12 protein-coding genes and 1 pseudogene are annotated in these 13,971 nt (G+C 71.3%); 5 read left to right on the top strand and 8 right to left on the bottom strand.

Annotation, left to right across the window (positions count from 1 at the left end):
- Nucleotides 1-5: 5 nt before the first annotated feature.
- The 4 genes from AB0F04_RS35795 to AB0F04_RS35780 all read right to left on the bottom strand — a co-directional run bounded on the left by AB0F04_RS35795 (nt 6) and on the right by AB0F04_RS35780 (nt 4,492).
- A complete protein-coding gene (locus AB0F04_RS35795; RefSeq protein WP_362049936.1) occupies nt 6-1,034 on the bottom strand; it encodes a cysteine synthase family protein in 1,029 nt (342 codons plus the stop codon).
- A gap of 28 nt (nt 1,035-1,062) precedes the next feature.
- Entirely contained in the window at nt 1,063-2,415 is a 1,353-nt protein-coding gene (locus tag AB0F04_RS35790) for a Y4yA family PLP-dependent enzyme (RefSeq protein ID WP_362049933.1), read from the bottom strand.
- Nucleotides 2,406-3,437, bottom strand: a complete 1,032-nt coding sequence (locus tag AB0F04_RS35785; RefSeq protein WP_362049930.1) for an ornithine cyclodeaminase family protein — start codon at nt 3,435-3,437, stop codon at nt 2,406-2,408. The genes AB0F04_RS35790 and AB0F04_RS35785 overlap by 10 nt, the downstream gene beginning before the upstream one ends.
- A 65-nt stretch (nt 3,438-3,502) precedes the next feature.
- The gene (locus tag AB0F04_RS35780; RefSeq protein WP_362049927.1) at nt 3,503-4,492 is read right to left on the bottom strand and encodes a TauD/TfdA family dioxygenase; all 990 of its coding nucleotides are present in this window, start codon (nt 4,490-4,492) and stop codon (nt 3,503-3,505) included.
- Nucleotides 4,493-4,811: 319 nt separating this feature from the next.
- Here AB0F04_RS35780 and AB0F04_RS35775 point away from each other — a divergent pair, with 319 nt between their 5' ends.
- From AB0F04_RS35775 to AB0F04_RS35760, 4 genes are read left to right on the top strand one after another with little or no spacing between them, the layout of a single operon-like run.
- Nucleotides 4,812-6,365, top strand: a complete 1,554-nt coding sequence (locus AB0F04_RS35775; RefSeq protein WP_362050105.1) for an ABC transporter substrate-binding protein — start codon at nt 4,812-4,814, stop codon at nt 6,363-6,365.
- Entirely contained in the window at nt 6,350-7,354 is a 1,005-nt protein-coding gene (locus tag AB0F04_RS35770) for an ABC transporter permease (protein WP_362049924.1), read from the top strand. The genes AB0F04_RS35775 and AB0F04_RS35770 overlap by 16 nt, the downstream gene beginning before the upstream one ends.
- Nucleotides 7,351-8,205, top strand: a complete 855-nt coding sequence (locus AB0F04_RS35765; RefSeq protein WP_362049921.1) for an ABC transporter permease subunit — start codon at nt 7,351-7,353, stop codon at nt 8,203-8,205. The genes AB0F04_RS35770 and AB0F04_RS35765 overlap by 4 nt, the downstream gene beginning before the upstream one ends.
- A 5-nt stretch (nt 8,206-8,210) precedes the next feature.
- Nucleotides 8,211-9,740 (top strand): ATP-binding cassette domain-containing protein, encoded by a 1,530-nt coding sequence (locus AB0F04_RS35760; RefSeq protein WP_362049918.1) that lies wholly within the window; start codon nt 8,211-8,213, stop codon nt 9,738-9,740.
- Nucleotides 9,741-9,861: 121 nt separating this feature from the next.
- On the opposite strand, the pseudogene AB0F04_RS35755 reads toward AB0F04_RS35760, so the two are convergent.
- The 4 genes and pseudogenes from AB0F04_RS35755 to AB0F04_RS35740 form a co-directional block, all read right to left on the bottom strand.
- Nucleotides 9,862-10,232 (bottom strand): annotated as a pseudogene (locus AB0F04_RS35755) (ABC transporter permease); the annotation flags it as partial.
- Between the two features lie 601 nt (nt 10,233-10,833).
- Complete coding sequence (locus AB0F04_RS35750) at nt 10,834-11,250, bottom strand: arsenate reductase ArsC (protein ID WP_362049915.1); 417 nt, start codon at nt 11,248-11,250, stop codon at nt 10,834-10,836.
- A gap of 31 nt (nt 11,251-11,281) precedes the next feature.
- A complete protein-coding gene (locus AB0F04_RS35745) occupies nt 11,282-12,016 on the bottom strand; it encodes an MIP/aquaporin family protein (protein ID WP_362049912.1) in 735 nt (244 codons plus the stop codon).
- Nucleotides 12,013-12,387, bottom strand: a complete 375-nt coding sequence (locus AB0F04_RS35740) for a metalloregulator ArsR/SmtB family transcription factor (protein WP_362049909.1) — start codon at nt 12,385-12,387, stop codon at nt 12,013-12,015. The genes AB0F04_RS35745 and AB0F04_RS35740 overlap by 4 nt, the downstream gene beginning before the upstream one ends.
- Nucleotides 12,388-12,492: 105 nt before the next feature.
- Here AB0F04_RS35740 and arsM point away from each other — a divergent pair, with 105 nt between their 5' ends.
- Entirely contained in the window at nt 12,493-13,389 is an 897-nt protein-coding gene (gene arsM, locus AB0F04_RS35735) for an arsenite methyltransferase (RefSeq protein WP_362049906.1), read from the top strand.
- Nucleotides 13,390-13,971 lie beyond the last annotated feature (582 nt).

Here is a 13,971-nt window from a genome sequence, read left to right as displayed (position 1 = left end):
CGGTGTCAGTTCTCGCGGAGTTCGGTCAGCAGCTCGTCGACTTCGCGCTCGACGGCCGGGTCGATGAGGTTGCGGGCGTTCATCCAGTCGTCGTTGAAGACGGTGTCCATGTACTTCTCGCCTCCGTCGTTGACCAGCGCGACCATAGTCGTGCCCGACGCGAGGGAGGACATGCGGGTCAGTGCCTCGTACACCACCCCGCCCGCGGAGCCGCCGATGAGGAGGCCGATCCGGCGGGCCAGCACGCGTGCGGTGGCGAACGCTTCGATGTCGCCGACCTTGGCGCCCTCGTCGAGCAGGTCGTAGTTGACCATGGCGCCGATGGTGGCGCCCTCGGGGGTGCCGGTGCCGGACTGGTAGTAGTCGTGGGCGGGCGGCCCGAAGGCGATCGACCCCTTGGGTTCGACCCCGACGATCCGCACCCCGGGGACGGTCTTGCGCAGCTCGCCTCCGGTTCCGAAGAGTCCGCCGCCGGTTCCCACGGCGCCTATCAGGATGTCGATACGGCCGTCCAGTGCGGCGTCGAGCTCATGGGCCACCGGCCGGTAGCCGTCGCCGTTGGCGGAGTTGTTGTGCTGTTCGGTGAAGTAGGCGTTGTCGCTGTCGGCCGCGAGCTTCGCTGCGAACTCCTCGCGGGCGGCCGTGGCCAGTTCCTCGTCGCCCTCGTCGGCGACGTAGATGAGTTCGGCGCCGAGTGCCTTCATGCCGCGCAGTTTGTCGGCGGCGGCGTGATGGTCGACGACGGCGGTGAAGGTGTAGCCGCGCTCGGCGGCGATGACGGCGAGGCCGAGGCCGGTGTTGCCGGAGGTGGACTCGACGATCCGGCCGCCGGGGCGCAGCAGTCCGCGGTCCTCGGCGTCGAGGACCATCTGCCGGGCCATGCGGATCTTCGCGGTGCCGGTCGGGTTGAACTGCTCGAGTTTGAGCAGCAGTCGGCTGCCGGTGTCGGTGCGGCACACTTCGAAGAGCGGGGTGTGGCCTATGAGGTCGGAAACGCGGCTGACCACGGCGGGACGCGAGAGCGCCTTGTCCATCGGATGGCTCCAGGTTTCAGGGAGAGAGTCAGGCGAGTGGATGGCGGTCGAACCGCCAGCGGGTCGTGCCGCCGGCGGTGTCGAGGACGACCTTCGGGGGGAGCGGCAGCTCGTGGAAGGGGGACTCGTTGGAGTCCATCTGATAGCCGGCAGTGTTGGGGTAGACGATCAGGTCGCCGACGGCGGGGCGAGCGGGGAACCGCACCTTGCGCCAGGTGACCATGTCGGACTCCAGGCAGGTGGCCCCGCCGACGCAGGCGGCGTACGGCTCACCTTGCGGCTCGTGGGCGGGTAGCAGTACCGGATCCGGCAGGTACTCGCTGTTGAACCACTGCTCGGACAGGCTGAGGCTGCTTCCGTCCACGGTGACGATGCCGTACCCGGGCCGGTCCTTGACGCCCTGCACGCGGAACACGGTGCAGCCGGCCCGGTCGAGGAGCGCCCGGCCGGGTTCGAGGAGCAGCATCACGCCAGCCTCGCGCAGTCGCCCGGCCAGATCGTTGGTGGTGAGGATCGCGCGCAAGGCGTCGGGGCCCGCCACCGGCGAGTGGTACGGGTAGAAGTCGGACACCGCGAAGGATTTGCCCGCGTGGTAGTCATCGGGCCGCTGCTCACTGAGGAAGTGTTCCCAGTGCTCTGCGGCGGTGTAGTCGACGGCGAAGCCGCCGCCGATGCTGATCCGGTCCGCGTGTAGCCCGAGGACCCGTGCCTTGAGGCAGAGGTCGACCAGCTCGCCCGCCAGATCGGCGCGTGCACGTGTGTCGTAGCCGGACAGATGGAAGGAGAAGCCCTCCATCACGATCCTCTCGCCGGCCTCGGCGCACCGGGCGAGGGCGGAGGTCAGCTCCTGGTCGTCCAGCCCGAAGCGGCTGTGCGGCTGGGCCGGTGGCAGACGCCGCAGCAGCACACGCGCCGGGCGTGTGGTGGCCTGTGCCTGCGCGATGACGCGTTCCAGTTCGTCGAGCGCGTCGACGGCGATCAGGCAGCCCTGCAGGACGGCGACCCGCAGGAGGCCCTCGGCTTTGGCGGGCCCGGTGATCACGACGTTCTCGCCGCGCACACCGTGCCCGAGCGCGTCACGCAGCTCGCCGGCGCTGGCGACGTCCACGCCCGTGCCGGACAGTGCGCAGCGGTCCATCCAGGCGGAGGCCTTGTTGGCCTTCTTCGCGTAGTACACCCGGCCTTCGACACCGGCTTCGGTCAACGCTTGCTTGAAGGCAGCTGCGTTGGCGTCGAAGCGGTCGGGCATCAGCAGGTGGAACGGGCCGTCGAGCGCGTACGACAGCTCGTGCGGCAGTCCGCTGCCGAGGATCGCGTCGAGCTGCGGATCCGGGTGGGCGGGCAGCGGCGGAGCACCCGTGGTGTGGGTTGTCACTGCCACAGCCGCACCCGTGTTCCCAGGTCCTGTTCGATGGCGAGCTGCGCGAAGCGGTGCCCGAGCGCGATGTCGGTGACGACCAGGCCGCTGTTGTAGGCGAAGATCCGCTCGTCGGCCGAGCGCCGGCCCTTGGCCCGGCCTGCGATGACCTCGGGGAACTCGGCATCCACGGTGGGGAAGTTGCCGTCGGCGTCGGCCATGTCGGTGCCGGTGACCTTCATCTGCGCCTCGCTGGTGGCGATGACCCGCTCCGCCCGCTGCAGCGTCGAGGGCGCGATGCCATGGCCCACCAGGATCGACAGGGCGCCCGGCTTCAGGTCATCGGACTCGACGGCCGCCGGGGTGTGCTGGCCCGCAGTGGCGACCACGATGTCGGCGTCGGCCGCGGCGGCCCGTACGTCGTCCACGACCTCCAACTCCCGCTCGGGGAAGTAGTGCTGGAGCCGCTCGCGGACCGCGGTCAGGCCGTCGGGGTGAGTGCCGTAGACCATGAGCCGGTCCAGGCCCGGCAGGGTGGTGAGCAGGAACGGCAGGGCGAGGCGGCCCTGCGTCCCGGTGCCGATGACGAGGGCGCTGCGGCTGCCGGGCGGCGCGCACTCGCGGGCCAGTAGCGCCGAGACGGCCGGGGTGCGCAGCGAGCCGATGCGGCCGCAGTCCATCATCGCGACCGGCAGTCCGGTGACGTCGTCGTAGATCGTCAGAGTCGTGTAGTAGTGCTGCTCATCGCGCGAGCGGTCCAGGCCGTGCTTGTAGGACGTCTTGATCGCGACGACCTCGCGGACACCGTCGCGGCCGAGCATGGCGTACGAGACGGAGTGGCCGTCCTCGGGCTTGACGGTGAGCTTGCGCGGGTTGGCGGACTTGCCGTCGGCGAGGGTGCGGTACGCCTGCTCGACCACGTCGACCACGTCGGCCAGCGAGATGTCGATGCCCGCGAGGTCGCTGGTGCTCAGGATGCGCAAAGCCTTGTTGTCCGCGGATATGTCGGCCGGGGTGGCGTCCGTGCGTGCGGAGGTGCCGGTCACGGCTGTTCCCTTCATGCCAGGGGATTCGGACCAGAAAGTTCGGAGCAGGGGAGGTTGACGGGAGGTCAGACGAGGGCCACGATCGCGGCCTGCCCGTAGCCGTGCTCGTCCGCCTCGGCGAGGGGGCGGCTGCGGCGGCCGGGGACGCGCACCGAGGCGCGCTTGAGCCAGCGGTCGGTGCCGTCGTAGCGGGCCTTGAACGGCACCCGGCCGTGCACGACGAGGTCGTTGTCGACGACGAGGACGTCGCCGGGCTCCAGGGCGACGGCGACCGAGACGCGTTCCAGTTCGGCGCTCAGCCGGTCGTAGGCGGCGCGGTAGTCGGCGGGTGCGTCGTCGAGCGGGGTGTAGGCGGGGTCGTAGCGCAGGGTCGGGCCGGCCTCGGTCTGCCACAGGACGGGGACCTTCGGCGGCTCGCCCGCGAAGCCCTGGGCCTCGTCGTAGGCGTCGTCGGGGAGGATCGGCAGTACCGGGCGCGACAGCAGCGCGGCATCGTCGGGGGCGAGGCGGACCCTGCGGATGCTGGCGGCGGTGGTGGCGACGGCGTCGTGGTTGCGCATGCAGGCGAGCAGCAGCAGGTGGGCGCGGCCGGGGTGGAAGGCGTCCTCGGTGTGCGGGCTGAGCAGCACGGTGCTACTCGCGCCGGTCTGCTCCTGCTCGTGGCCGGGCGCGGGCACGATGTTGTGCACGAAGCGGCCCTCCTGCTGCCCTTCCCAGGCGATCGGGTGGCCCATGGCCGTAGCGAGCAGCAACAGGATCACGTCCCAGGCGGCGGCACGGTCACCGGCGGTCGCCCAACCGCTGGGCGTGGGGCCGATTCCGTCGTCGTCGACGGGCAGGCCTCGCAGGACGTACAGGCCGTCGTCGGTGTCGACCGGGCGACACGCCTGACGAATCGTTTCCCCAAGGCGGGTGGCGGACGTCGCGACCCGGCGGAGCAGTTCCGGCCGTGCGGCCGAACTGCCGAAGTCGGCGAGGATCTTGTGGGCGGTCTCGGTCAGCTCGTCGACGTCGTGTGGGGCGAGCTGCCGTACGGGTGCGGCTCCCGTGAGCATGGCGCAGACATCCCTTTCGGGCGCAGGTGCGGGGTGCGGTGCGGTGAAGCTCAGAGCGCCGACCTGTGAGTTCGCTGTGGGCCGGCTCGGCGATCGCTGCGAAACGTATCAGCCACAGTTAGGTAAGGCAAGCCTTACTGGACGGCTGTGCTCCTACGGTGACCGCCCGCCTCACGTACGCCATTGCGTGCTCCCGTGCGCCGATCTGACGCCCCGACAGAGATCGGGAAAGTCCACGGCAAGCCTTGCGCACACGATCTTCTTAGGGTAGGCACACCTAAGCAATGTGCCCCATGTGAGCGGAACGAGGTCGTACGACGTGAACCTGAACAGACGCCAGGTGCTGTGGGCCGGTGGCGGGATAGGCGCGGCCGCGCTCCTCGCCGCCTGCGGGAGCAGTGACGAAACCTCGTCCAAGTCACCCGCGAAGGCGAGCGAGAAGCCCCGGCGCGGGGGCACCCTCCGGGTGGGCGCGCTGGGCCGTGCGTCGGCCATCACCCGTGACCCGCACGGCACCCAGGCCAACGAGAGCGACTACCTGATCATCTCGCTGGTCTACGACACCCTCACCGTCCCCGGGACCAAGCCGAACACCGCTCCCCGCCTCGCCGCGAACTGGCAGGCGTCGGACGACCTGAAGACCTGGCGCTTCACTCTCGCCAAGGGTGCGAAGTTCCACGACGGCACGCCGGTCACCGCAGAAGACGTCGTCTGGTCGCTGAAGCGGCTGCGCAACACCCCCTCGGGTGCCTCCCGGCTGCCGGGCATCAAGCCGGAGAACATCAAGGCCGAGGGCGAGAACACAGTCGTCCTGGTGTCCGACTACGCCAACGCCGAACTGCCTCTGCTGACCCGACTGACCACCTTCGTGCTGAAGAAGGACACCGGGGACAAGGACCTCGGCAAGGCGCCCGGCACCGGCCCGTTCAAGCTGGACTGGTTCCGCTCCGGCAACGCCCGACTCGTGCGCAACGACGACTGGTACGGCGGCGACGTCTACCTCGACGCCATCGAGGTCAAGATCTTCGAAAGCCCGCAGGCGATGGCCAACGCGCTGCTGGCCGGGCAGATCGACGTCGCCTCCAACGTCGGCGCGGTCGCGGCCCGTACGGCCGAGAAGCGCGACGACGTCCAGATCGTGCGCCGCCCCGACGACATGGCGATGCCGATCGTCATGCGCACCGCCGACGGACCGTTCGCGGACACGAAGGTCCGGGAGGCGCTGCGGCTGGCCGTCGACCGTGAGGCGATGGTCAAGCAGGTGCTGTCCGGCTACGGCACCGTCGCCAACGACATCCTCGGCACCGGCGACCCCGCCCTCGCCAAGGACATTCCGCAGCGCAAGCGCGACCTGGCCAAGGCCAAGCAGCTGCTGAAGGAGGCCGGCTTCGACACGTCGAAGACGTACAAGCTGCTCACCACCGAGGACATCGCCGGCCTCGCCGAGTCCGCCACGCTGTTCGCCTCCCAGGTCCGCGAGGCCGGGGTCAAGGTCGAGGTCGTCAAGCAGGAGTCGGCCACGTTCTGGGACAAGACCTGGCTCAAGGGCGACCTGTACACCACCTACTGGGGCACCAACGACTCCGTGGTGTTCTTCGCCAGCAAGACCATGGTGTCCGACTCCGGCCAGAACGAGGCCGGTTGGAAGAACAAGGAGTTCGACGCCGCCTACGAGAAGGCGATGGCGACCAAGGACGCGGCGGCCCGCGCCAAGGTGCTGCACGAGCTCCAGCAGATCGAGTACGACGAGTCCGGCTACCTGCTGTGGGGCATGGCCGACGGCATCGACCTCGCGGGCTCGGCCGTGCGCAACCTGCCCACCCTGCCCGGCTACGGGCGAGTCCAGCTCGAGCAGGCATGGCTGACTCGCTGACCCGGCACGAACCGGCCGCGGCCTCCGGGCTGCGGCCGGTTCCGGCTGTCATGCGTACGGCCCTGTACGTGGCCGGTGTGCTCGCGCGCCGTATCCTGCTGCTGGCCGTGCTGCTCGCCGCCGTCTTCGCCGCCGTCGAACTGCTTCCAGGCGACGCCGCCGACGCCACCTCCGAACGCGGAGAGAGCGCGGCCGATCTGGCCGCGCGGCGTCATCTGCTGGGCCTGGACCGGCCGGTGGCGGAACGGTTCCGGGACTGGATGACCGGCTTGCCCACCGGCGACCTGGGAACATCCGCACGCGGCGAGGTGGTCGCGGACCTGCTCGCCCATCCGTTCCCCAATACCCTGCTGCTCGGCGGGCTCGCGCTGCTGGTGACCCTCCTCGCCTCGGTCGCGTTCGGCTGCTGGGCGGCTGCCCGGCCCGGCGGGACGGTCGACCGGGCGGTGTCCGCGAGCGCCACCGGCATCCTCGCGCTGCCCGAGTTCGTCGTCGCGGTCGCCCTCGTCCTCGTCTTCGCGCTGTGGACCGACTGGCTGCCCGCCGTCACCCTCACCGACGCCGACGGCTCACCCGCCTCCTGGCGGATGCTCGTCCTGCCCGTCCTCGCCCTGGCCATCCCGCAGATCGGCTGGAACGTGCGGATCGTGCGGGCTGCGCTCGCCGACGAGGCCAAGGCGCCGCACATCGACACCGCCGTACTCGACGGCCTGCCCCGCCACCGGATCCTCACCCACCACCTGCTGCCCGGCGCACTGCCCACCATCGCGGCCGGCATCGCCACCTCCACCGGCATGCTGCTGGGCGGCGCGGTCGTGGTGGAGACCATCTTCAACTACCCCGGCATCGGTTCCGTCCTCGCCGGAGCGGTCGCCGACCGGGACAGCCCCGTCATCGCCGGGGTCGTCGCCCTCACCGGAGCCGTCATCACCGGTGTGCTGCTGCTCGCCGACCTCGTACGCGCCTGGGCCTCGGGAGGCCGCACATGACCGCGACCACCGCCGCCGCGAAGACGACCCGGCCTGTGCGCCGTGCCCGGCTCCGGGTCGTCCTCCGGGTGCTCCCGGCCCTGCTGCTCACCGCCCTCGCCCTGGCCGGACCCTGGCTCGCCCCGCACGCCGTCGACGCCCCGGTCACCGCGCCCTACGCGGAATCCGGCGGCGACGCCCCGCTCGGCGGCGACCAGTTGGGCCGCGACGTCCTCAGCCGCGTACTCGCCGGAGGACGCGAACTCGTCGTCACCTCCCTCCTCGTGGCCGTCCTGGTCACCGCGGTGGCCGCCGTGCTCGGCGCGGTCAGCGCCCTGCGCCCGGCCCTCGGACGGGTCGTCGAGCGCACCGCCGACGTGCTGATGCTGCTGCCCGCCGTGCTCGGCATCCTGCTGGTCACCCTGTCCTGGCCGGACGGCGGACGGCTCGCCGTCGTCACCGCGTCCGTCGTCCTCGGCGTCCCCTACGCGGTGCGCCTGGTCGCCGGGGCCGCCGCGCCCGTGGCGGCATCCGGGTACGTGGAGGCGGCGGCCGTCGGCGGCGAGCGGCTGGGGTACCTCGTGCTCCGGGAAGTGCTGCCCAACCTGCGGGCCACCCTGCTGGCTCTGTTCGGGCTGCGCTTCGTCGCCGCCGTCTACCTCGTCGCCACCGCAGGCTTCCTCCAGGTCGGCCCACAACCGCCCGCCGCCGACTGGGCGTTGATGATCCGGGAGAACTCCGCCGGCATCGTCCTCAACCCCTGGGCCGTTCTCGCCCCCAGCGTCGCCATCGGCCTGCTCGCCCTGAGCGTCAACCTGGCGGCCGCCGCCCTCGTCCCCGCAACCGGCCGGAAGGCGGTACCCGCACTGTGAACCACATGCCCGACTGGTACTCCGACAGCCAGGCGACCGACGGGGAGAGCGCGGTCCGTGTCCGCGACCTGACAGTCACCGCCCCGAACGGCCGCCTCCTGCTCGACCGGGCCGACCTCGAACTGGCCCCCGGCCGCATCACCGCCGTCGTCGGCCCCTCCGGCTGCGGCAAGACCACACTGCTGCGCGCCGCGACAGGCAGCCTGCCCCCGGGCACCGAGCGCACCACGGGCAGCATCACCGTCCTCGGCCAAGACCCCCTCGCCCTCACGGCACCGGCCCTGCGCACGCTGCGCCGCCACCGCCTCGCCTACGTCGGCCAGGACCCCGGCTCCGCCCTCAACCCGCGCATGAAGGTGCGCCGCCTGCTCGCCGAAGTCGCCGTGGACAAAAGCCCCGAGGCGATCCGGGCACAGCTCGCCGAGGTACGGCTGCCCACCGACGACGGCCTGCCCGACCGCCGCATCGGCGCCCTGTCGGGCGGTCAGCAACGCCGGGTGGCGCTCGCCCGCGCCCTGGCCCGCCGCCCCGCCGTCCTTCTCCTCGACGAACCCACCGCCGGACTCGACCCCGCACTGCGCGACGAGATCGCCGACCTCCTGCGCCACCTCGCGGAAAGCCACCGCATAGCCATCGGCCTGTCCTGCCACGACCCCGACCTGGTCACCCGCCTCGCCGACGATGTCGTAGACCTGACCGGCCCACGTCTCCAGCAACCCGCGCGCCCCGCACCCGCCTCACGCGAGCCCGCAGCCACACCCGACGACGGCCCTGCCACGCTCACCGCGTCCGGCCTGCACGCCGCCCACCTCCACCGCGGCCGCCGCGTCCCCGTGCTGCACGGCATCGACCTCACCCTCGCCGCCGGAACCAGCCTCGGCATCGTCGGAGCCTCCGGCTCCGGCAAGACGACCCTGCTGCGCACCCTCGTCGGCCTGCACCGCGCCACCGCCGGCACCGTAAGCCTCGGCGGCACCCGACTCGCCCCCGCCGCCCAGCGCCGCTCCCGCGACCAACGCCGCCGCCTCCAACTCATACCGCAGGACCCCCTGGGCACCCTCAACCCCAGCCGCACCATCGGCGCCACCCTGCGCCGCCCGCTGCTGTTGCACCGCCGGGCTGGGCGAGCCGAGGTCCCCGACCGCGTCCTGGAACTCCTCGACCAAGTCGGCCTGCCCGCCGCCTTCGCCGACCGCCACCCCCATCAACTCTCCGGCGGCCAGCGCCAACGCGTCGCCATAGCCCGCGCGTTGGCGGCCGACCCCGACGTCCTGATCTGCGACGAGGTCACCTCAGCCCTCGACGCCGGCACCACCGTCGCAGTCATGGACCTACTGGCCGATCTGCGTGACCGGCGCGGCCTGTCCCTCGTCCTGGTCAGCCACGACCTGCGCCTCGTCGCCGACCGCACCGACACCCTGCTCGTGATGTCCGGGGGACATGTCGTCGAGTCGGGCCCCACCGCACGACTGTTCACCGCACCGTCCCACCCCGTGACCGCAGCACTGGCCACGGGGACCCTGCTCGGCGGCTGATCACGGGGACTGTGTCGGTGAGTGATGAGGCAGGTCGCAAGGAATGCGCGCCCCCCTGCATCGGCACAACGGCGCCCTGCGCGTTCCCGCCGGTGACGAAAGAGGCCGGAGGCGTGCGGGGCCGGGCCACGGACCGGGGTGGGAGGCCGCGGGCGGCAGCTGCCGGCGCCCACGGCTCGGTCGACGCGCCGGGCAACAGGTCGTCCAGGAGCCGCCCGAGGACCGCCCCGGTGGGCAGACCGAGTGCGAAGGAGGGCAGGACCATCCACCCGGGGCCGTCCCAGCCCAGGGCGGGCGGCCATCCGAGCTGTACGCCGATGACCGAGGCGAGTACGGAGGCGACGAGGCACTCCGGCAGCGCGGCCGGCACCGCCGCTCCGGTGCCGCCCGGACGCCTCGTACCGAGCCGGCGCCGGGGGCCCAGCCACAGGGTGCGCGCGCACACCGCGGCGGCCGTGCACAGGGCGACGTGAGGGCCCCGGCCATCAGCATCAGGGAGACGAGGGCCTGTGTGACGGAGGTCAGCACTTGGCTGTGGCCTCAACGACGGCCCGTTGCCGGTGCTCGTGCGTTGGATGGACGGGCTGCCGCACGAAGACGCGGTCCACTCCTGGGTCTCCGGCAGCCAGGGGAGTAGTGCTCGGTGGGTCCGAAGGCCAGCGCCACCCGCAGCCGGGCTCCTTCCTCGGAGCCGGAGGTCGGTGAGTTGTCGGCTCAAGCGGCGAAGCAGCCGGTGAGGAGGGGGGCGAGGAGCAGGCAGGCCATGAGCCGACTGCGGGGTGTGCCCATGATTCGGGTTCTTTGTCTTCCGCTGCAACAATCAAAGTGACATCGGGTCGAAAACGGTCGCACCGTTCGTGCACCGCCATAGTCGGGGCGGTTACGCCTGTCGGGGCTGTGCTCGGCGACCTGGTGAAGGCCGGCAGGGAGTGCGTGCGTTCAGATGTGTGCAGGGGGCTTCGAGTTCGCGACCGCGGCTGGTTCGACGCGGTGGTTCTGATCCGCTGTCTGTTTGGGTCCCCGCGCCGCCCTGGGTGTGCGCTAGGACCCGTGCACCGCAGCGGACTGTGAACCAGCGCGAGTGACCGGGCCGTCAGCTGGGCGTCACTTCCGAGATCAGCATCCGGACGCGGGACTCGATCGCGTCGCGGATGGGACGTACGGCCTCGACACCCTGCCCGGCCGGGTCGTGGAGTTGCCAGTCGAGGTACCGCTTGCCAGGGAAGACGGGGCAGGTGTCGCCGCACCCCATGGTGATGACCACGTCGGATGCCTGGACGGCCTCCACTGTGAGGATTTTCGGGGTCTCGGCGGAGATGTCGATGCCGACCTCGCTCATCGCTTCGACCACGGCCGGGTTGACGGTGTCCGCGGGAGCCGAGCCGGCGGAGCGGACCTCGACGCGGTCGCCCGCGAGGTGAGCGAGGAAGGCGGCGGCCATCTGGGAGCGGCCGGCGTTGTGGACGCAGACGAACAGCACCGACGGGCGTGGCGTGGCGGAGGAGCTCATGAACAGGGGCTTTCTTGGGAGAACGGACCGGTCAGGAGACGGCGGCTTCCGGCTCGCCGTGCGGGACGGCGGCCTCACCGGGGACGGGAGCAGGGCGGCCGTAGACCACAGCGACGGCACCCAGCCCGAGCACGGCTCCGAGCAACTGGGCCGCGACGAACGGGGCGACGGAGGCAGGGGCGATGCCGGCGAAGGTGTCGGTGAACGTCCGGCCGATGGTCACCGCCGGGTTCGCGAAGGATGTGGAGGAGGTGAACCAGTACGCGGCCCCGATGTAGGAGGCCACCGCCGCGGGGGCGAGTGCGGCGCGGCCGATCCGGCTGAGGCCGAAGATCAGCAGGATCAGCCCGGCCGTCGCGACGACCTCGCCCAGCAGCAGGTGACCGGCGGACCGGTCGTGGGCGGAGAACGCGACCAGCGGCTTGGCGAACATCGCATCGGCCAGGACCGCCCCGCCGATCGCGCCCGCGATCTGGGCGGGCACGTACGCCGCGACATCCCCGAGGGTCAGGCCATCCGGATCACGGCGGCCGGTGAACCAGGCGGCGAGTGTGACGGCCGGGTTGAAGTGCGCGCCGGAGACCGCCCCGAGCAGCACGATGAGGACGCCCAGGCCGAAGGCGGTGGCGAGGGAGTTGGCGAGCAGTTGCACGCCGACGTCACGGGACAACTCGGTGGCCTGGATGCCGGAGCCGACCACCACGGCCACCAGCAGTCCGGTGCCGATCGCTTCGGCGGCGGCCTGGCGGGCGAGAGAGGTGCTCATGCACCGGCTCCGGCGGGCTGCGCGGTGGTCAGGAATGCGGCGAGCTTGTCCAGGACGCCGGGCAGCACCCAGTAGTAGACCCAGGTCCCGCGGCGCTCGCAGTCGATGAGGCCGGCTTGGCGCAGGAGCTTGAGGTGGTGGGAGATCGTGGGCTGGGACAGGTCGAAGGCCGGGGTCAGCTCGCACACGCAGACCTCGCCGCCCTGACCGCGTGAGGCGATCATCGACATCAGGCGCAGCCGGACCGGGTCGCCCAGGGCCTTGAATACCTTCGCAAGGTCAGCGGCCTGGTCCTCGTCCAGCGGCGCAGCGGACAGGCCCGGGCAGCAGTCGGCGTCCTGGCCGATCACCTCAAGCTCTTGTTTCGACATTCCTCTATGTTGACGTTTCTCGATCCAAGGCGCAAGGTTGCATCAATGAACGTCAATACAAGCCGTTCCGGGGCCGTGCTACGGCCCGTCGCCTGGGAGTGAGTGATGAGCGAGCAGACCACCACCGACCTGCGGGAAACCGTCCGTCGCCGGTACGCGGCGGCGGCCGTGAAGGTCACCGAGGGCAACGCCGCCTGTTGCGGACCCGAGCCGGTCGAGGTCGACGAAAACTTCGGCTCCACCCTGTACGCCGCCGACGAGCGGGACGCCCTGCCGGCCGAGGCCGTCGCCGCCTCCCTCGGCTGCGGCAACCCCACCGCCGTTGCCGAACTGCGCTCGGGCGAGCATGTTCTGGACCTTGGTTCCGGGGGAGGCATCGACGTCCTGTTGTCCGCCCGCCGCGTTGGTCCGACGGGGAAGGTGTACGGGCTCGACATGACCGACGAGATGCTCGCCCTGGCCCTCGCCAACGCGGAGAAGGCGGGCGCGACGAACGTCGAGTTCCTCAAGGGCGCCATCGAGGCCATCCCGCTGCCCGGGAACACCATTGACGTCGTGATCTCCAACTGCGTGATCAACCTGTCCACGGACAAGCCCGCCGTGTTCGCCGAGACGTTCCGGGTGCTGAAGCCCGGCGGCCGGATCGGCATCTCCGACGTCGTCGCCGACGACACCCTCACGCCCGCCCAGCGGGGCGAGCGCGGCGACTATGTCGGCTGCATCGCGGGCGCGCTGTCCTTCGCCGAGTACCGGGAGGACCTGCAGGCCGCGGGGTTCGCCGATGTTGAGATCACCCCGACGCACGCCGTCGCCGACGGCATGCACTCCGCCATCGTCCGCGCCGTCAAGCCGGTGACCGTTGACACCCATTCCGAGGAAGCGGAGTCGGCTGACGCCTGCTGTGGCGTGAACGCCTGCTGCACTTCGGCCGAGACGTCCGCCGACCCCGCCCTGACCGTCCCCGAGGCCAAGAGCGCCTCCGGGTGCGGCTGCCAGAGCTGACCCGGCGCCGACTGCCGGACGCGCGCGGCAGGTCGTCCTCCTCGAGCGTCCAGCCGTCGGCGAGGGCGTCGACCAGGGCGCGGTCGAAGAAGTGCACGGTGAAGCCGCCGTGTTCGAAGATGTCGTCCCCGCGGCCGGTGCCCGCGCCGATGGGGGAGGGCGTCGCCGGTGTGCCGGACGGTGCAGGCGAAGGCGCCGCCGGGCCGCAGCACGCGGCGTACCGCACGTCGTGCACGACGGCGGTCACCCGTTCCGCCACCCCCAGCCGCCGAGCAGATCACGCAGCTGCTCCAGGCTCGTCACGGAGAAAATCGGTGGCCTGGACGGTGAAGCCCTCGGGGGCGAGCGCAGCGCGTCCCGGGCGGCGACGGCACGGAAGATCGCGGCGGCATGGACCGCCGACGCAGACGGCTCGGTCCCGTACGCGCCGGGGCGGGCCGTGTAGGTGTCCTCTAAGTGCTCCCGCCGGGCATCACCCAGGTCATGCCCGTCGTCCGTGACAGGCATCATCCGCTCGTGCCGCTGAAGTGAAGCGTGGGCCGAAAGCCACCCGACCATAGTCCACGGGATCCTGAATTCAGG

It is taken from the genome of Streptomyces sp. NPDC029041, assembly GCF_040637515.1.
Lineage (GTDB): Bacteria > Actinomycetota > Actinomycetes > Streptomycetales > Streptomycetaceae > Streptomyces.
This window is presented reverse-complemented; position numbering and strand designations above follow the sequence as displayed.